This is a genomic window from Escherichia sp. MOD1-EC6162 (assembly GCF_002965125.1).
Taxonomy (GTDB): domain Bacteria; phylum Pseudomonadota; class Gammaproteobacteria; order Enterobacterales; family Enterobacteriaceae; genus Escherichia; species Escherichia marmotae.
In genome coordinates, this window is record NZ_PTSB01000004.1 from 1 (window position 1) to 18,918 (window position 18,918).

Annotated in this window: 20 protein-coding genes; 8 read left to right on the plus strand and 12 right to left on the minus strand. The window is 52.1% G+C overall.

The window, feature by feature from the left end:
- The 6 genes from nrdR to pgpA form a co-directional block, all read left to right on the plus strand.
- A partial coding sequence (nrdR, locus tag A9587_RS04815) for a transcriptional regulator NrdR (protein ID WP_097363765.1) occupies nt 1-350 on the plus strand: 350 nt, incomplete at its 5' end.
- 3 nt (nt 351-353) lie between these two features.
- On the plus strand, nt 354-1,457 hold the full coding sequence (ribD, locus tag A9587_RS04820) for a bifunctional diaminohydroxyphosphoribosylaminopyrimidine deaminase/5-amino-6-(5-phosphoribosylamino)uracil reductase RibD (protein ID WP_105263332.1): 1,104 nt from the start codon (nt 354-356) through the stop codon (nt 1,455-1,457).
- Between the two features lie 88 nt (nt 1,458-1,545).
- Nucleotides 1,546-2,016, plus strand: coding sequence for a 6,7-dimethyl-8-ribityllumazine synthase (gene ribH, locus A9587_RS04825; RefSeq protein ID WP_001021161.1), 471 nt, complete (start codon nt 1,546-1,548; stop codon nt 2,014-2,016).
- A 19-nt stretch (nt 2,017-2,035) separates the two neighbouring features.
- Complete coding sequence (nusB, locus tag A9587_RS04830; protein WP_000801121.1) at nt 2,036-2,455, plus strand: transcription antitermination factor NusB; 420 nt, start codon at nt 2,036-2,038, stop codon at nt 2,453-2,455.
- Nucleotides 2,456-2,532: 77 nt separating this feature from the next.
- A complete protein-coding gene (gene thiL / locus A9587_RS04835; RefSeq protein WP_001515885.1) occupies nt 2,533-3,510 on the plus strand; it encodes a thiamine-phosphate kinase in 978 nt (325 codons plus the stop codon).
- The gene (gene pgpA / locus A9587_RS04840) at nt 3,488-4,003 is read left to right on the plus strand and encodes a phosphatidylglycerophosphatase A (RefSeq protein WP_001515886.1); all 516 of its coding nucleotides are present in this window, start codon (nt 3,488-3,490) and stop codon (nt 4,001-4,003) included. Before thiL ends, pgpA begins: the two co-directional genes overlap by 23 nt.
- 87 nt (nt 4,004-4,090) lie before the next feature.
- On the opposite strand, the gene yajO is transcribed toward pgpA, so the two are convergent.
- The 4 genes from yajO to xseB form a co-directional block, all read right to left on the minus strand.
- A complete protein-coding gene (yajO, locus tag A9587_RS04845; protein WP_001199769.1) occupies nt 4,091-5,065 on the minus strand; it encodes a 1-deoxyxylulose-5-phosphate synthase YajO in 975 nt (324 codons plus the stop codon).
- Nucleotides 5,066-5,321: 256 nt separating this feature from the next.
- The gene (gene dxs / locus A9587_RS04850; protein ID WP_000006775.1) at nt 5,322-7,184 is read right to left on the minus strand and encodes a 1-deoxy-D-xylulose-5-phosphate synthase; all 1,863 of its coding nucleotides are present in this window, start codon (nt 7,182-7,184) and stop codon (nt 5,322-5,324) included.
- A 24-nt stretch (nt 7,185-7,208) separates the two neighbouring features.
- Nucleotides 7,209-8,108: a (2E,6E)-farnesyl diphosphate synthase gene (gene ispA, locus A9587_RS04855; protein WP_000347244.1), complete on the minus strand. Its 900-nt coding sequence runs from the start codon at nt 8,106-8,108 to the stop codon at nt 7,209-7,211.
- Complete coding sequence (xseB, locus tag A9587_RS04860; RefSeq protein WP_001124936.1) at nt 8,108-8,350, minus strand: exodeoxyribonuclease VII small subunit; 243 nt, start codon at nt 8,348-8,350, stop codon at nt 8,108-8,110. Before xseB ends, ispA begins: the two co-directional genes overlap by 1 nt.
- Nucleotides 8,351-8,555: 205 nt before the next feature.
- On the opposite strand from xseB, the gene thiI reads away from it, so the two are divergent.
- Complete coding sequence (thiI, locus tag A9587_RS04865; RefSeq protein WP_000668664.1) at nt 8,556-10,004, plus strand: tRNA uracil 4-sulfurtransferase ThiI; 1,449 nt, start codon at nt 8,556-8,558, stop codon at nt 10,002-10,004.
- A 52-nt stretch (nt 10,005-10,056) separates the two neighbouring features.
- Here the strand turns inward: thiI and yajL are convergent, their stop codons facing one another.
- Together yajL and panE are read right to left on the minus strand one after the other, a co-directional pair.
- Nucleotides 10,057-10,647 carry a protein deglycase YajL gene (gene yajL / locus A9587_RS04870; RefSeq protein WP_001276331.1) on the minus strand — a complete coding sequence of 197 codons (591 nt, stop codon included), beginning with the start codon at nt 10,645-10,647 and terminating at the stop codon, nt 10,057-10,059.
- Nucleotides 10,610-11,521, minus strand: coding sequence for a 2-dehydropantoate 2-reductase (gene panE, locus A9587_RS04875; protein ID WP_000705856.1), 912 nt, complete (start codon nt 11,519-11,521; stop codon nt 10,610-10,612). Before panE ends, yajL begins: the two co-directional genes overlap by 38 nt.
- Nucleotides 11,522-11,688: 167 nt before the next feature.
- On the opposite strand from panE, the gene yajQ reads away from it, so the two are divergent.
- Nucleotides 11,689-12,180, plus strand: a complete 492-nt coding sequence (gene yajQ / locus A9587_RS04880) for a nucleotide binding protein YajQ (protein ID WP_001138904.1) — start codon at nt 11,689-11,691, stop codon at nt 12,178-12,180.
- A gap of 138 nt (nt 12,181-12,318) precedes the next feature.
- On the opposite strand, the gene A9587_RS04885 is transcribed toward yajQ, so the two are convergent.
- From A9587_RS04885 to cyoA, 6 genes are all read right to left on the minus strand, one after another.
- The gene (locus tag A9587_RS04885) at nt 12,319-13,683 is read right to left on the minus strand and encodes an MFS transporter (protein ID WP_105263331.1); all 1,365 of its coding nucleotides are present in this window, start codon (nt 13,681-13,683) and stop codon (nt 12,319-12,321) included.
- Nucleotides 13,684-13,832: 149 nt separating this feature from the next.
- Nucleotides 13,833-14,723 carry a heme o synthase gene (gene cyoE, locus A9587_RS04890; RefSeq protein WP_000971348.1) on the minus strand — a complete coding sequence of 297 codons (891 nt, stop codon included), beginning with the start codon at nt 14,721-14,723 and terminating at the stop codon, nt 13,833-13,835.
- 11 nt (nt 14,724-14,734) lie between these two features.
- Complete coding sequence (locus A9587_RS04895; protein WP_000019804.1) at nt 14,735-15,064, minus strand: cytochrome o ubiquinol oxidase subunit IV; 330 nt, start codon at nt 15,062-15,064, stop codon at nt 14,735-14,737.
- Nucleotides 15,064-15,678 carry a cytochrome o ubiquinol oxidase subunit III gene (locus A9587_RS04900; protein WP_000179822.1) on the minus strand — a complete coding sequence of 205 codons (615 nt, stop codon included), beginning with the start codon at nt 15,676-15,678 and terminating at the stop codon, nt 15,064-15,066. The genes A9587_RS04895 and A9587_RS04900 overlap by 1 nt, the downstream gene beginning before the upstream one ends.
- Complete coding sequence (gene cyoB / locus A9587_RS04905; protein WP_000467192.1) at nt 15,668-17,659, minus strand: cytochrome o ubiquinol oxidase subunit I; 1,992 nt, start codon at nt 17,657-17,659, stop codon at nt 15,668-15,670. Before cyoB ends, A9587_RS04900 begins: the two co-directional genes overlap by 11 nt.
- A 21-nt stretch (nt 17,660-17,680) precedes the next feature.
- Nucleotides 17,681-18,628 carry a cytochrome o ubiquinol oxidase subunit II gene (cyoA, locus tag A9587_RS04910; protein ID WP_001515888.1) on the minus strand — a complete coding sequence of 316 codons (948 nt, stop codon included), beginning with the start codon at nt 18,626-18,628 and terminating at the stop codon, nt 17,681-17,683.
- Between the last annotated feature and the right edge of the window lie 290 nt (nt 18,629-18,918).

The window sequence follows — 18,918 nt, forward strand, 5'->3', positions numbered from 1 at the left end:
GTAATGAACGTTTCACCACGTTTGAAGTGGCGGAACTGGTTATGCCACGCGTTGTTAAAAGCAACGACGTGCGCGAACCGTTTAATGAAGAAAAATTGCGTAGCGGAATGCTGCGGGCGCTGGAAAAACGTCCGGTAAGTTCCGATGATGTCGAAATGGCGATTAACCATATAAAGTCACAGCTCCGCGCCACCGGTGAGCGCGAGGTGCCGAGCAAGATGATTGGCAATCTGGTGATGGAGCAATTGAAAAAACTCGATAAAGTCGCCTATATCCGTTTTGCCTCTGTCTATCGCAGTTTCGAAGATATCAAAGAATTTGGCGAAGAGATCGCGCGCCTGGAGGACTAAACCGTGCAGGATGAGTATTACATGGCGCGGGCGCTAAAGCTGGCGCAACGAGGACGTTTCACAACGCATCCCAATCCGAATGTCGGATGCGTCATTGTCAAAGATGGCGAAATTGTCGGTGAAGGTTATCATCACCGTGCGGGTGAACCACATGCCGAGGTACACGCGTTGCGCATGGCGGGTGAAAAAGCCAAAGGTGCAACTGCGTATGTGACACTCGAACCTTGTAGCCATCATGGTCGTACACCACCGTGCTGTGATGCGCTAATTGCTGCTGGCGTGGCGCGTGTGGTTGCCGCAATGCAGGATCCTAACCCGCAGGTCGCAGGGCGTGGACTTTATCGTCTGCAACAAGCAGGGATTGACGTCAGCCACGGCCTGATGATGAGCGAAGCCGAGCCGTTGAATAAAGGCTTTCTTAAGCGGATGCGCACTGGCTTTCCTTATATCCAACTGAAACTTGGCGCGTCGCTTGATGGCCGCACGGCGATGGCCAACGGCGAAAGCCAGTGGATCACTTCTCCCCAGGCGCGTCTCGATGTTCAGCGTTTGCGTGCGCAAAGTCATGCTATTTTAACCAGCAGCGCCACGGTGCTGGCGGACGATCCGGCTTTAACGGTGCGTTGGTCTGAACTGGATGAACAAACTCAGGCGCTTTATCCGCAACAAAATCTACGCCAGCCGGTACGCATTGTGATTGATAGCCAAAATCGCGTAACGCCGGAACATCGCATTGTGCAGCAGCCGGGTGAAACCTGGTTCGCGCGCACTCAGGATGATTCTCGTGAATGGCCGGAAACGGTGCGCACCTTGCTGATTCCAGAACATAAAGGTCATCTGGATCTGGTTGTGCTGATGATGCAACTGGGTAAACAGCAAATTAACAGCATCTGGGTGGAGGCGGGGCCAACGCTCGCTGGAGCACTGCTACAGGCGGGTTTAGTCGATGAACTGATTGTCTATATCGCACCTAAACTATTAGGCAGCGACGCCCGCGGATTATGTACGCTGCCGGGGCTTGAGAAATTAGCCGACGCGCCCCAATTTAAATTCAAAGAGATACGTCATGTAGGCCCGGATGTTTGCCTGCATTTAGTGGGCGCATGATCTCCCGGCTCGAAAGGGAAGCAGCGCACGAAATATTATGCTAAAATCCGCCCCCCTGCGGGGCCATACTCGAACCCGAAGGAAAAAAATGAACATTATTGAAGCTAACGTTGCTACCCCGGACGCTCGCGTCGCCATCACCATTGCGCGTTTCAACAACTTTATCAATGACAGCCTGCTGGAAGGTGCGATTGACGCACTGAAACGTATCGGTCAGGTAAAAGATGAAAACATTACCGTTGTTTGGGTGCCTGGTGCCTATGAGCTGCCGCTGGCGGCAGGCGCACTGGCAAAAACCGGTAAATACGACGCGGTGATTGCGTTGGGAACCGTTATTCGTGGTGGCACTGCCCACTTTGAATATGTCGCTGGCGGTGCAAGCAACGGCCTGGCGCATGTTGCCCAGGACAGCGAAATTCCGGTTGCTTTTGGTGTGTTGACCACCGAAAGCATTGAACAAGCGATCGAACGTGCTGGCACCAAAGCTGGTAACAAAGGTGCAGAAGCTGCACTGACCGCGCTTGAAATGATTAATGTATTGAAAGCCATCAAGGCCTGAAATTAGTAAGGGGAAATCCGTGAAACCTGCTGCTCGTCGCCGCGCTCGTGAGTGTGCCGTCCAGGCGCTCTACTCCTGGCAGTTGTCCCAGAACGACATCGCTGATGTTGAATACCAGTTCCTGGCTGAACAGGATGTAAAAGACGTTGACATCCTGTACTTCCGTGAGCTGCTGGCCGGGGTGGCGACTAACACCGCATACCTCGACGGACTGATGAAGCCATATCTGTCTCGCCTGCTGGAAGAGCTGGGCCAGGTAGAAAAAGCGGTACTGCGCATTGCACTGTACGAGCTGTCTAAACGTAGCGATGTGCCGTACAAAGTGGCTATTAACGAAGCGATCGAGCTGGCGAAATCGTTCGGCGCAGAAGACAGCCATAAGTTCGTCAACGGTGTACTCGATAAAGCAGCACCTGTGATTCGCCCTAACAAAAAGTGATATCCAGGCCGGTAGAGTAACGGAAAACAGTTCCGCACTCGCCGGCCTTTTCTTTTTTACCTGCTGAGGCGTAACGTATGGCATGTGGCGAGTTCTCCCTGATTGCCCGTTATTTTGACCGAGTAAGAAGCTCTCGTCTTGATGTCGAACTTGGCATCGGTGACGATTGTGCACTTCTCAATATCCCCGAGAAACAGACCCTGGCAATCAGCACTGATACGCTGGTGGCGGGTAACCATTTCCTCCCTGACATCGATCCTGCTGATCTGGCGTATAAAGCACTGGCGGTAAACTTAAGCGATCTGGCGGCGATGGGTGCCGATCCAGCCTGGCTGACGCTGGCATTGACTTTACCGAACGTGGACGAAGCGTGGCTTGAATCCTTCAGCGACAGTCTTTTCGAGCTCCTCAATTATTACGATATGCAGCTCATTGGCGGCGATACCACGCGTGGACCGCTATCAATGACGTTGGGTATCCACGGCTTTGTCCCGATGGGACGAGCTTTAACGCGCTCAGGTGCGAAACCGGGTGACTGGATCTATGTGACCGGTACGCCGGGCGATAGCGCCGCCGGGCTGGCGATTTTGCAAAACCGTTTGCAGGTTGCAGATGCTAAAGATGCGGAGTATTTAATAAAACGTCATCTCCGCCCATCGCCGCGTATTTTACAGGGGCAGGCACTGCGCGATCTGGCGAGTTCAGCCATCGATCTCTCTGACGGTCTGATCTCCGATCTCGGGCATATCGTGAAAGCCAGCGACTGCGGCGCACGAATTGATCTGACATTATTGCCATTCTCTGACGCACTTTCACGTCATGTTGAACCGGAACAGGCGCTGCGTTGGGCGCTCTCTGGTGGCGAAGATTATGAGTTGTGCTTTACTGTGCCGGAGCTTAACCGTGGCGCGCTGGATGTTGCTCTGGGGCACCTGGGCGTACCGTTTACTTGTATCGGGCAAATGACCGCCGATATCGAAGGGCTTTGTTTTGTGCGTGACGGCGAACCTGTCACGGTTGACTGGAAAGGATATGACCATTTTGCCACGCCATAAAGATGTCGCGAAAAGTCGCCTGAAGATGAGTAACCCGTGGCACTTGTTGGCTACAGGGTTTGGGAGTGGGTTAAGCCCGATTGTTCCAGGTACGATGGGCTCGCTGGCGGCGATCCCCTTCTGGTATCTGATGACTTTTTTGCCCTGGCAACTCTACTCACTGGTGGTAATGCTGGGGATCTGCATCGGCGTCTATCTTTGCCATCAGACGGCGAAAGATATGGGTGTGCACGATCACGGCAGTATCGTCTGGGATGAGTTTATCGGCATGTGGATCACCCTGATGGCGCTGCCGACCAATGACTGGCAGTGGGTCGCTGCCGGGTTTGTCATTTTCCGGATTCTGGATATGTGGAAACCGTGGCCGATCCGCTGGTTTGATCGCAATGTGCATGGTGGCATGGGGATCATGATCGACGATATTGTCGCCGGAGTGATTTCCGCTGGAATACTCTATTTTATCGGCCATCACTGGCCGATGGGTATTCTGTAGCAGGCCGGGTAAGGCGTTCACGCTGCATCCGGCGGTTGTGCGCGATGTCTGATATGACGCTTGCCGCGTCTTATCAGACCTGCATACCTATTTAAATCCCACTATCGGATGCGGTTTATATGGCGTTTCCAGCTCGGCAATCTGTTCCGGCTTCAACGTGATATCCACCGCATTCAGTAACTCATCTAGCTGTTCTTCCCGCGAAGTTCCGATAATCGGTGCGGCAATGCCGGGTTTGCTCAATAGCCATGCCAGTGCGACTTGTGCCCGCGTAACGCCCAGTTCTTCACTTACACCGGCTAAACGGGCAGCTATTTGCGCGTCATTCTCATCGCTTTCTTTATAGAGATTTTTTCCCACTTCGTCAGAAACCAGTCGTGCAGTGGTTTCACCCCACGGACGCGTCAGACGGCCCCGTGCCAGCGGGCTCCACGGAATAACCGCCACGCCTTCCTGATAACACAGCGGCAGCATCTCGCGCTCTTCTTCACGATAAATCAGATTATAGTGATCCTGCATACTGACAAACTGCGCCCAGCCGTGCTGTTTTTGCAGTTCCAACGCCTGAGCAAACTGGGAGGCGTACATTGATGACGCGCCGATATAACGCGCTTTTCCGGCTTTTACGACGTCGTTCAGGGCTTCAAGCGTCTCTTCAATCGGCGTGTTGTAATCCCAGCGATGAATTTGCAGGATATCGACATAATCCATGCCGAGACGACGCAGGCTGTCGTCAATAGAGCGCAAAATTTGCGTGCGGGATAATCCTTCTGGTAAGTCACCGACACGATGGAAAACTTTTGTCGCGACGACCACGTCATCGCGACGGGCGAAATCCCGCAATGCGCGACCGACGATCTCTTCGCTGCTGCCATCGGAATAGCTATTCGCGGTATCAAAAAAGTTAATGCCGCCCTCAAGGGCGCGTTTGATTATTGGGCGACTGCTTTCTTCCGGCAGCGTCCATGCGTGATTACCGCGATCTGGCTCGCCAAAGGTCATACAGCCGAGGCAAAGTCGGGAAACGCGAAGGTCGGTTTTCCCTAAGAGGTTGTATTGCATGCTGCCACTCCCGTTATACTCGTCATACTTCAAGTTGCATGTGCTGCGGCTGCAAGTTATTCGGCCCATCCATGGCCTCACCCTTAACAGGGCCGCTGCAAACAGCGTTCAAATCCGCTCCATGCGGATTTGTCGTTCACCCCAGTCACTTACTTATGTAAGCTCCTGGGGCTTCACTCGTTTGCCGCCTTCCTGCAACTCGAATTATTTAGAGTCTATGAACAATCTTTTAAGCATAGCAGGAGTGGAGTAGGGATTATGCCAGCCAGGCTTTGATTTTGGCTTCCATTCCGGCGGCATCGAGGCCGAGCTCGGCGCGCATTTCTTCCTGCGTTCCTTGTGGAATAAAGAAGTCCGGTAGGCCAATATTCAGCACTGGCACCGGTTTACGATGTGCCATCAATACTTCGTTCACGCCGCTGCCTGCGCCGCCCATAATGGCGTTCTCTTCAACGGTGACCAGCGCCTCATGGCTGGCGGCCATTTCCAGAATTAACGCTTCATCAAGCGGCTTCACAAAACGCATATCGACCAGCGTAGCATTTAGCGATTCAGCGACTTTCACCGCTTCCTGCATCAAAGTACCAAAGTTGAGGATCGCCAGTTTTTCACCGCGACGCTTCACGATACCTTTACCAATCGGCAGTTTTTCCAGCGGCGTCAGTTCCACGCCAACTGCATTGCCGCGCGGGTAACGCACCGCTGACGGGCCATCGTTGTAGTGGTAACCGGTGTAAAGCATTTGGCGACATTCGTTTTCATCGCTTGGGGTCATAATGACCATTTCCGGGATGCAGCGCAGGAAGGAGAGATCAAAAGCCCCCTGGTGGGTTTGACCATCAGCACCAACAATGCCCGCGCGGTCGATAGCGAACAGAACCGGTAGCTTTTGAATTGCGACGTCATGCAGCACCTGATCGTAGGCGCGTTGCAGGAAGGTGGAGTAAATAGCCACGATCGGTTTGTACCCGCCAATCGCCAGACCAGCGGCAAAAGTCACCGCGTGTTGCTCAGCGATTGCCACGTCAAAGTAGCGATCCGGGAATTTCCGCGAAAACTCGACCATGCCGGAACCTTCACGCATCGCCGGCGTAATCGCCATCAGCTTGTTGTCTTTCGCTGCCGTTTCGCACAACCAGTCGCCAAAGATTTTTGAATAGCTCGGCAGGCCGCCGCTGCTTTTGGGCAGGCAACCGCTGGACGGGTCAAATTTAGGCACGGCGTGGAAAGTGATTGGGTCTTTTTCTGCTGGTTCATAACCACGACCTTTTTTGGTCATGATATGCAGGAACTGCGGGCCTTTCAGGTCGCGCATATTTTTTAGCGTGGTGATAAGCCCCAGCACGTCGTGACCGTCAACCGGGCCGATGTAGTTAAAGCCCAGCTCTTCAAACAGCGTGCCAGGCACTACCATGCCTTTAATATGTTCTTCAGTGCGTTTGAGCAGTTCTTTAATTGGCGGCACGCCAGAGAAGACTTTTTTACCGCCTTCGCGCAGTGATGAGTAAAGTTTACCGGAAAGTAGCTGTGCCAGATGGTTGTTGAGCGCGCCGACATTTTCGGAAATCGACATTTCGTTGTCGTTGAGGATCACCAGCATATCAGGACGAATATCGCCCGCATGGTTCATCGCTTCAAATGCCATGCCTGCGGTAATCGCGCCGTCGCCAATTACGCAGACGGTGCGGCGATCCTTACCTTCTTTCTCGGCAGCCACCGCAATACCGATTCCAGCACTGATGGAGGTTGATGAATGCCCGACGCTTAACACGTCATATTCGCTTTCGCCGCGCCACGGGAACGGGTGTAGGCCGCCTTTCTGGCGGATAGTACCGATTTTGTCGCGGCGTCCGGTTAAAATTTTATGCGGATAAGCCTGATGCCCCACATCCCAGATTAACTGGTCAAATGGAGTGTTATAGACATAGTGCAGCGCCACGGTCAGTTCGACCGTGCCCAGCCCAGAGGCGAAGTGTCCGCTGGAACGGCTCACGCTGTCGAGTAAATAACGGCGCAGTTCGTCGCAGAGTTTCGGTAAACTCTCTTTTGGTAGCAGTCGCAACTCCTGGGTGGAGTCGACCAGTGCCAGGGTCGGGTATTTGGCAATATCAAAACTCATCAGAGGCCTATTAATACTTATTGTTTATTTATTACGCTGGATAATGTAGTCCGCTAGCGCTTCCAGTGCCGAGGTATCGAGCGACTGTTCAGCCAGTTGTTTCAGCGACTGGCGAGCATCGTCGATAAGATCTCTGGCTTTCTTCCGGGCTTGCTCAAGTCCCAGAAGTGCAGGGTAAGTACTTTTGCCAAGCTGCTGGTCGGCACCCTGACGTTTACCCAACGTTGCAGTATCTCCCACCACATCCAGGATGTCATCCTGAACCTGGAAGGCAAGACCGATGCTCTCTGCATACTTGTCGAGTATTGGCAGGGCATGACGTCCTTTATCTCCGGCGCTTAACGCACCAAGACGAACGGCGGCACGAATTAACGCACCTGTTTTATGACGATGAATACGTTCAAGTGCGTCCAGAGGTACGTGTTTGCCTTCCGCGTCTAAATCTAACGCCTGGCCGCCACACATTCCGGCAATACCGCTGGCATTTGCCAGTTCTGAAATCATCGCGATTCTGTCACGGTCTGAAACTTCTGGCATATCCGCATCGCTTAAAATCGAGAATGCTAACGTTTGTAAAGCATCCCCGGCGAGGATGGCGTTCGCTTCGCCAAACTTCACATGACAGGTGGGTAAACCACGACGTAAATCGTCATCATCCATTGCCGGTAGATCATCATGAATTAATGAGTAAGCGTGGATACACTCTACGGCTGCTGCTGGTGCGTCCAAAGTATTCAGACTTACGCCGAGCATTTGACCAGTAGCATAAACCAGGAAAGGTCGCAGGCGCTTACCACCTAATAATGCGCCATACTGCATGGTTTCTACCACGGGAGTGTTCTGAAAGGGCAGTGGGGCGATAAAACGGCTCAGCGCCTGGTTGGCCTGCTTAACGCAGGCTTCGAGTTGCTGCGGAAAGTCCATTACTCATTGTCCGGTGTAAAAGGTGTTGGAGAGGCGTCTTCGTTGTCAGACAGCAGGATCTGTACGCGCTGTTCGGCTTGTTGTAATTTGGCCTGCCCCTGACGTGCAAGCTGCACGCCACGTTCGAACTCATTCAGTGCCTCTTCCAGCGGCAGGTCGCCACTTTCCAGACGGGTCACAATCTGTTCCAGCTCGCTTAGCGCCTTTTCAAAGCTGGCGGGCGCCTCATTTTTCTTCGGCATAATGAATGTCTGACTCTCAATATTTTACGCCCCGTCATGGTAACGGACTCAGGGCAAATAGCAAATAACGCGCAATGGTAAGGTGATATGCGCAGCAAAGCTATGTTAGTGGTATACTTCCGCGCCTGGATGCAGCCGCAGGTGTGGGCTGCTGTATTTTTCCCCAAACAAGTCGCTTAAGACTTGCCAAAGAACCATTGCCGCCATGAAGTTTATCATTAAATTGTTCCCGGAAATCACCATCAAGAGCCAATCTGTGCGCTTGCGCTTTATAAAAATCCTTACCGGGAATATTCGTAACGTTTTAAAGCACTATGATGAGACGCTCGCAGTTGTCCGTCACTGGGATAACATCGAAGTTCGCGCGAAAGATGAAAACCAGCGTCTGGCAATTCGCGACGCTTTGACCCGCATTCCGGGTATCCACCATATTCTCGAAGTCGAAGACGTGCCGTTTACCGACATGCACGATATTTTCGAGAAAGCGTTGGTTCAGTACCGTGACCAACTGGAAGGTAAGACCTTCTGTGTACGCGTGAAGCGTCGCGGTAAGCACGATTTTAGCTCGATTGATGTGGAACGTTACGTCGGCGGTGGCTTGAATCAACATATTGAATCCGCTCGCGTGAAGCTGACTAACCCGGATGTGACTGTCCATCTGGAAGTGGAAGACGATCGTCTGCTGCTGATCAAAGGCCGCTACGAAGGTATTGGTGGTTTCCCGATAGGCACCCAGGAAGATGTGCTGTCGCTGATCTCTGGTGGTTTCGACTCTGGCGTTTCCAGTTATATGCTGATGCGCCGCGGTTGCCGTGTGCATTACTGCTTCTTTAACCTCGGCGGCGCGGCACACGAAATTGGTGTTCGTCAGGTGGCACATTATCTGTGGAATCGCTTTGGCAGCTCTCACCGCGTGCGTTTTGTCGCCATTAACTTCGAACCGGTAGTCGGTGAAATTCTTGAGAAAATCGACGACGGTCAGATGGGCGTCATTCTCAAACGTATGATGGTGCGTGCCGCATCTAAAGTGGCTGAGCGTTACGGCGTACAGGCGCTGGTGACCGGCGAGGCGTTGGGCCAGGTGTCCAGTCAGACGCTGACCAACCTGCGTCTGATTGATAACGTTTCTGACACGCTAATCCTGCGTCCGCTGATCTCTTACGACAAAGAGCACATCATTAACCTTGCTCGTCAGATTGGCACTGAAGACTTTGCCCGCACGATGCCGGAATATTGCGGCGTGATCTCCAAAAGCCCGACGGTGAAAGCGGTTAAGTCGAAGATTGAAGCGGAAGAAGAGAAGTTCGACTTCAGCATTCTCGACAAAGTGGTTGAGGAAGCGAATAACGTTGATATTCGCGAAATCGCCCAGCAGACCGAGCAGGAAGTGGTGGAAGTGGAAACCGTCAATGGCTTCGGCCCGAATGACGTGATCCTCGATATTCGCTCTATCGATGAACAGGAAGATAAACCGCTGAAAGTCGAAGGGATCGATGTAGTTTCCCTGCCGTTCTACAAATTGAGCACTAAATTTGGCGATCTCGACCAGAGCAAAACCTGGCTGTTGTGGTGTGAGCGCGGGGTGATGAGCCGCTTGCAGGCGCTCTATCTGCGCGAGCAGGGCTTTAAGAATGTGAAAGTGTATCGCCCGTAATTATTGGTATTTACGTCGCATCTGGCCAGATGCGACGCTTACCGCATCGACATTACTCGTAATAATTATAAATCCCTGCCGCCATCACCAGTTGTGATGCGACTTCATGGGCTTTCTCGCGCCCAACCAGCAGGTCGATAATTTTCAGACCAAAATCAATAGCCGTGCCTGGCCCCTGGCTGGTCAGCAATTTTACGCGTGCGTCCCAGACGACGCGCTTGTCTTGCCATTGTTCTGCGGGAATTTTATCTTTCAGCGTCGGGAAGCCGGTCATATTGCCAATCGGGAAGATGTCGTGCGGCACCAACACCGTGGCTGGCACAGCACAAATCGCCGCAACGATACGCCCGGAACGGTGGAACTGTTTAACCGTTTCGACCAGTAGGGTGCTGTCACGAAAACACTCTGCACCTTTGATCCCACCAGGCAGTACAATCACGTCATATTCGCCATCGGCCACTTCGACCAGCGGCGCATCCGCCAGCAGCTTCACGCCGCGCGAGCAGGTAATTGCCAGGTTGCCATCGCTGGCGACGCTGGCAGTAGTGACATTAATGCCACCGCGAACCAACAGGTCGATAGTGGTGACCGCTTCAGTCTCTTCACTACCAGGGGCGAGGCAAACCAGTGCCGATGCGCTCATATTCACTCTCCTTTCTTTTTACCATTTCAAACAGGCGGGTGTTTTCCGGTACAGCAATCCCATGCGCGCGGGCACGACGTAGCAGAAAACCGTTGATATAGTCGATTTCTGTATGGCGCAACGCGCGAATATCCTGCAGCATCGACGAGATGTTTTCTGCCGTAGCATCAATCACCTGCATCACATAATCACGCAGATCTTCCGCAGAAGTATGATGCCCTTCGCGTTCAATCACCGCCGCAACTTCTTCGCATATCTGCATAATTTCTTGCGGATGATGACGCAATTCGCCATTCGGGCAATTCCAGATGGCAGTCAGCGGATTAATCACACAGTTAACCGCCAGTTTTCGCCACAGCTCGGCGCGAATATTGTTATGCCAGGCGACGTCAGGTAAAACGGTTTGCAAAATATCTGCCAGATAGCTGTAATCACCATCCTGTTGACGCGCCGGGCCTATATGAGTAATACCGCTTGCCACGTGAATGATGACGTTGCCGTCGCGGCGCGCTGCATGGGTGGTCGTGCCCATCAGTAAAGGTTGCTCAATGTTCTGTAACTCTTCAATGGTGCCCATGCCGTTGTGGATCAGCAAAATTGGCGTGGTTACAGGTAGTGTTGATGCCAGACTTTTGACGGCATCAGACACCTGCCAGGCTTTCAACGTCACCAGTAACAGATCGCTGGTGGCCAGAAAATCTGGATCATTGGCGGTCAGAGATTCGTTAAATATCGAACCGTCTGTTTCAACCAGATTCACGCTACAGTACGGTTGTGGCACCCGCAGCCAGCCCTGAACTTCGTGGCCCTGTTTGCAAAGTGCTGTAAGCCATAATTGCCCTAAGGCACCGCATCCCAATACGGTAATTTTCATTGTTCCTCCTCACCCGCAACCACACCGGGTGTTCAATAAGGCTATCCCTTAATTGTGCATGGTGTTGTGACCATGCACAATTAAGGGATGCGTCCTGGCGCAGGACTGTCTGTTATTTAACTTTGCAGGTATTATGCTTCGCATCAAAAATGAAGGGAGAGAAAAAGATGCCATCTTTCGATATTGTCTCTGAAGTTGATCTTCAGGAAGCGCGTAACGCGGTCGATAACGCGAGTCGCGAAGTAGAGTCTCGTTTTGACTTCCGTAACGTTGAAGCGTCGTTTGAGCTGAACGATGCCAGCAAAACCATTAAAGTGTTGAGCGAGTCCGATTTCCAGGTCAATCAGTTGCTGGACATTCTGCGTGCCAAATTGCTGAAACGCGGCATTGAAGGCAGCTCGCTGGATGTACCGGAAAATATCGTTCATAGCGGTAAAACCTGGTTTGTGGAAGCGAAACTGAAGCAGGGCATTGAGAGCGCGACCCAGAAGAAAATCGTCAAGATGATCAAAGACAGCAAACTGAAAGTGCAGGCGCAAATTCAGGGTGATGAGATCCGCGTAACGGGTAAATCTCGTGACGATTTGCAGGCAGTGATGGCGATGGTGCGTGGTGGCGATCTCGGCCAGCCATTCCAGTTCAAAAATTTCCGCGATTAATCGCGATAACATACGCTTTGTTCATGCCGGCTGCGGCGTGAATGCCTTTTCTGGCCTACAAAAGTTTGTGAATTCAAAAGATTGCTGCAACTTTGTAGGCCAGATAAGCATAGCGCATCAGGCAATTTCGCCTCGTTTTTATGCCTGACGAATTGCCTGTTCAACCTCAAAGCGATTCGTCACTTTGCTGTCGATTTTCACGTAAGCTGAATGTTCTTCTTCTGCAATCAACACTTCTTTGACGCCTGCAGTTTCCTGTAAACGCACTTTTAACGCCTCGTTTGCGGCAATATCCGCCGGGATTTCAATGCGCAAACTGCTGACATACGGCGGTTCTTTCATGGTACTGGCGACTGCCAGCCACACTGCTGCCAGCATTGCGCCCGCGAGAAATACGCCCTGGCCGTCAAACATGCCGTCAATCCAGCCGCCGAGCGAACCGCCAATCGCCACGCCAAGAAACTGGCTGGTGGAGTAAACGCCCATCGCCGTACCTTTGTAACCTGCTGGCGACTCTTTACTGATAAGCGAGGGCAGGAGGGCTTCCATCAGGTTAAACGCCACAAAGAAAAGCTGCACGCCGACCACCAGTTGCCAGAACTGCGTTTGCGCGTTCCACAGCACGATTTCCGCAACCACGATCAGCCCGACGCAGAAGACAAAGACTTGCTTCATCTTACGCTTAACTTCAGCGTAGATAATGAAAGGCACGACAGAGCCAAAGGCGATTAACATCGTTGCCAGATAGACTTTCCAATGTTCCGCTGCCGGAAAACCCGCGCCAGCAAGTTGCCCAGGAAGAGCGACAAACGTCGACATCAGTAGCATGTGCAGACACATAATGCCAAAGTTGAGTTTCAGTAGTCGCGGTTCTGCCAGCACTTTGCTGAAACTGCCTTTCACCATCCCGGACTCACGATTAAGTACGTGCGTGCTGCTGTTGGGTACAACCCAAATGGTCAACGCAATGCCGGTCGTTGCCAGAATAGCGATCATCCAGAACAGCGCATGTAGCCCAAGTTTGTGAGTGATAATTGGGCCAAGCACCATCGCAATGGCGAAGGTAATGCCAAAGCTAACGCCGATAAACGCCATCGCTTTGGTACGGTTTTGTTCGCGGGTGAGATCGGACAGCAACGCCATAACGGCAGCGGCAATTGCACCGGAACCTTGTAACGCCCGGCCCAGAATAATTCCCCAGATGGAGTCAGAGAGCGCGGCGATAACGCTACCGGCGACAAATACGGCTAACCCGCCGACAATTAATGGCTTGCGACCAATGCGGTCAGAAAGCAGGCCAAACGGAATCTGAAAAACGGCCTGAGTCAGACCGTAAATGCCAATCGCAATACCGATCAACGCTTCGTTGGCGCCTTGCAGAGCCATACCATACGTGGTCAGAACCGGCAGAACCATAAACATGCCCAGCATGCGCAATGAAAATACGATCCCTAAACCCCAGGTCGCGCGCCGCTCACCTGGCGTCATTTTATAATCGTTCATTACCACCTCTATTTTAAATTCGCGACTAGTGTAAAGCGGTAAACGAATGGGGTAAACAAGCGGATTTTTTAGTAAATATTTCGTGGGGGATATGTTTCTAATGCTAAGAAAAAAGGTGCCGTAGCACCTTTTTTAACAGGGATGTTGCGTTACCAGACGGCAGCCAGCAGCGTATGCGAGTCCGGCACCATAAAATCAATGGACATCATTACCGAGAGAGCAGTGATGGCGATGATCGAGAAGCCGAACAGTTTACGCGCCCAGACTCTGTCATCAGCGACTTTATAACCGCGCAGGGCCATACCTAACCACCAGACGCTAACTGCCGCGGCGACCACCAGATATTTATACCCTGCGTAACCGCCGAGAGAGAGCATCAGTGTGGCAACGGCAAAGGCGATGATGTACAGCGTGATGTGATTCTTCGCCACGGAAATGCCTTTCACTACCGGCAGTACCGGAATGTTTGCCGCCTGATAATCTTTAAAGCGGAAAATGGCGATGGCATAAGAGTGAGGCATTTGCCACAGGCTGAAGATAGCCAGCAGAATCGCTGCGCCACTATCGAAATCACCGGTCACTGCACAATAGCCAATCACCGGCGGCGCAGCGCCGGAGAGAGAACCAATCAACGTGCCGTAGACCGAGTGGCGTTTCATGTACAGGCTATAAACGCCGACATAAACCACAAAGCCCATTACCCCCAGCCAGCAGGCCAGCGGATTCGCGCCAAACCACAGCAGCATAAAGCCAGCAATACCCAGCACGGTGGCGTACACCAGCGAGACAGCAGGAGAGATCAGGCCTTTAACCAGCACCCGGTTCTTCGTCCTTTCCATCTTTCTGTCGATATCCCTGTCGATGTAGTTGTTAAACACACAACCCGACGCCACAACCAGTGACACCCCAACCAACGTGTAGATAAACAGGGGATAATCAATGCTGCCCTTTGAGGCCAGCAGGAATCCCCCAATCACCGAGATCAGGTTGCCAAAGATGATGCCTGGTTTCGTTACTTGCAGGTATTGCTTAAACATCATAACCGCCGCTCTTAGTGCATCATCATGTTGTAGTTGAGGTTCCACATAATCCAGATGGAGCCTACAACCAGAATAGCGATGATTAGCACGGTGAAGACAAACGCCGTCATGTTCCAGCCTTCATCTGATTTGGTATTCATGTGCAGGAAGCACACCAGATGCACCAGAACCTGTACCACTGCCATTGCCAGGATCGTTCCCAGAATTACGGCCGGGGAGGCAGTTCCTGTCATTACCATCCAGAACGGGATCACCGTCAGGATTATCGACAGGATAAAGCCTGTCATGTAGGTTTTTACGCTGCCATGGGACGCGCCGCCGCTCACGTTAGAATGACTCATTACATCGCCCCCATCAGATAAACAACAGTGAACACACAGATCCACACCACATCGAGGAAGTGCCAGAACAGACTCAGACACATGATGCGGGTACGGTTAGTGCTGGTCAGGCCGCGACGCGCGATTTGCACCATCAGCACCGCCATCCAGATAAGACCGGAAGTGACGTGCAGACCGTGCGTACCCACTAGCGCAAAGAACGCTGACAGGAAGCCGCTGCGATCCGGGCCCATGTCGTTAACAATCAGGTGATGGAATTCATAGAGTTCCATCCCGATAAATCCAGCACCAAACAACCAGGTCAACGCCAGCCAGGAGATAACCTGGCTTTTGTTGTTTTTGTACATGGCGATAGCCGCCATGCCGTAGGTGATGGAGCTGAACAACAGCAAGAAAGTTTCAACCAGAACGAACGGCAGTTCGAAAATGTCCTTACCTGTCGGGCCGCCTGCGGTGCCGTTCACCAGAACGGCATAGGTAGCAAACAAGATAGAAAACAGAATGCAGTCGCTCATCAGGTAGATCCAAAATCCGAAGATTTTGGTTCCGCCTGCATCGTGGTGCCCGTGTTCGTGCGCGTGGGCAGTCGCGTGCGTCAAAGTATCAGTTGCCATTTTTCAGCCCTGCCTTAGTAATCTCATCGAAATGCTGATTTTCCAGTTTTTCGATTTCTGCCACCGGCACGTAGTAATCCACGTCCTCGTCGAAGCTTTTCACGATCCAGGTGATGATCATGCCTGCGAAGCCAACAATCGCCAGCCACCAGATATGCCAGATCATGGCGAAACCGAAGATGGTGGAGAAAGCAGCGATGACGATACCGGCGCCGCTGTTTTTCGGCATATGAATTTCTTCATAGTGGTCAGGCTTTTTGTACGCTTCGCCTTTCTCTTTCATTTCCCAGAATGCATCACGCTCGTGAACGTGCGGCACAACGGCAAAGTTATAGAACGGAGGCGGGGAAGAGGTTGCCCACTCCAGCGTGCGGCCACCCCACGGGTCGCCAGTCAGATCACGGTTCTGATCGCGGTCGCGAATAGAGACGTACATCTGAATCACGAGGCAGAGAATACCCAGCGCAATCAGTACCGCACCGCTGGCTGCAATCATCAGCATCGTGTGGAACTGCGGGTCAATCTGCTGGCTCAAACGACGGGTCATGCCCATGAAGCCCAGCGCGTACAGCGGCATAAAGGCAACGAAGAAGCCGATAATCCAGAACCAGAACGCGCGTTTACCCCAGGTCTCGTTCAGTTTGAAACCGAACGCTTTAGGCCACCAGTAGGTCATCCCTGCGAAGCAGCCGAAGACCACGCCGCCGATGATAACGTTATGGAAGTGTGCAATCAGGAACAGGCTGTTATGCAGAACGAAGTCTGCGCCCGGTACTGCCAGCAGCACGCCAGTCATACCGCCCACTGAGAAGGTGACGATAAAACCGATGGTCCACAGCATCGCAGAATGGAACACGATGCGACCCTGATACATGGTGAACAGCCAGTTGAAGATCTTCACCCCGGTCGGAATGGCGATAATCATCGTGGTGATACCGAAGAAGGCATTTACGTTCGCGCCCGCACCCATCGTAAAGAAGTGGTGCAGCCAGACGATGAACGACAGCACGGTAATACAGACAGTCGCCCATACCAGCGAGGTATAACCAAACAGACGTTTACGCGAGAAGGTCGCTGCAATTTCGGAGAACACACCGAAAACAGGCAGGATCAGGATGTAAACTTCCGGGTGTCCCCATGCCCAAATCAGGTTGATGTACATCATCATGTTGCCACCCATATCGTTGGTAAAGAAATGGGTGCCCAGATAGCGATCCAGGGTTAGCAACGCGACGGTAACCGTCAGAATTGGGAAGGAGGCGATAATCAGAATGTTTGCGCACAGTGATGCCCAGGTAAATACCGGCATCTTGAACATGGTCATGCCCGGTGCACGCATCTTCAGAATGGTAACGAAGAAGTTAATACCGGTTAGCGTCGTACCTATACCGGATAGCTGGAGACTCCATATCCAGTAATCGACACCGACTCCCGGACTGTACTCTATTCCCGATAGCGGTGGATAGGCCAGCCAGCCAGTCTGCGCGAATTCGCCCACGCCGAGAGAAACGTTAACCAGAATCACACCAACAACGGTAAACCAGAAGCTTAAGTTGTTGAGGAACGGGAACGCAACGTCACGCGCGCCAATTTGCAGCGGAACCACCAGGTTCATCAGACCGATAACGAAAGGCATCGCCACGAAGAAGATCATAATCACACCGTGAGCGGTGAAAACTTGATCATAGTGGTGTGGCGGCAGGAAGCCTGCTTCGCCAGCCGAGGCCAGTGCCTGTTGACTACGCATCATAATGGCATCTGCAAAACCACGCAGCAGCATCACAATCGCTACGATGATATACATGATACCAAGGCGTTTATGGTCGACAGAGGTCAGCCACTCTTTCCACAGGTAGGTCCACTTACCGAAGTAAGTGATCAGGCCAACGAGCGCCAGACCTCCCAAAATAATGCCAGCGATCGTAACCATGATGATAGGTTCATGGAACGGGACTGCATCAAGTGTTAATTTTCCGAACATCTTTATTCTTCCTCAACCCCTTTAATGGGCGGATTCCGCGTGGCTCATGTCCATGCCTTCCATACCTTCGTGTGCGCTGTGCTCACCTTCGGGCTGAGTCATGTCCATGCTCTTACCGTGAGCCATAAACTTGTTAATCACATCGGCAAACAAGTCGGGTTTCACGTTGGAGAAATATTCCACCTGGTTGTATTCGCTAGGCGCAGCCAGTTTTTCGAAGGTGGCCATGTCAGACATGGTTTTCGTCGACTGTTTTGCTTTTGCGACCCATTGGTCGAATGCGGCACGATCCGGTGTGGCGATAGCGTTGAACTTCATGCCGGAGAAGCCCTGACCGCTATAGCTGGCGGAAATACCGTCATAAGTACCGGGTTCGTTGGCGATCAGATGCAAGCGAGTCTGCATACCGGCCATGGCATAAATCTGGCTACCCAGACGCGGAATAAAGAAGGAGTTCATCACGGAGTTGGAGGTCACTTTGAAGTACACCGGAGTGTTCGCCGGGAAAGCGATTTCATTCACGGTAGCAATGCCCTGTTCCGGGTAGATGAAGAACCATTTCCAGTCCATGGAAACCACTTCGATGGTAATGGGCTTCTCGTCGTGTGCCAGCGGCTTGCTAGGCTCAAGAGCGTGAGTGGTTTTCCAGGTCAATACCGCAAGGAAGATGATGATTAAGATTGGCACCGTCCAGACCACAGCTTCCACTTTATTGGAGTGTGACCAGTTCGGGCTGTACTTAGCATCTTTATTGCTCGCACGGTACTTCCAGGCGAAACCGACAGCCATCAAGATTGCGGGAATAACGACAATCAACATCAGGCCAAATGCCGTCAGTATCAGCGAACGTTGCTCCAGGCCAATCTGTCCTTTGGGATCTAACAGCGCAGAATTACAGCCACTGAGCAATACAGAGCCTGCAAATAATGACAACCATCCCAAACTTTTATTGTATTTCCTGAGTCTCATTTAACGACCTCAATTCCACGGGATCTGGTGGCGTTTAAAGTGTGTGGGCATTTTACGGGAAGGTTACATTACTGTAAACATGATTAAATTACTGTTACTTGAATTTGGCTCGCAGGTCACATATGTTGCAAAACATATCGGATTGATTTTAATAAGCTGTTGCAAAAGGGCGTTATAACGAAAGGGGACTGAAGGAGGGGGTGGGGATGGCAATTGGTATAACCAATCTCAAAATAAAACAATTATTTAACAAGTAATTATCATTAGGGTGACAAAACGGGCGCGGGGAA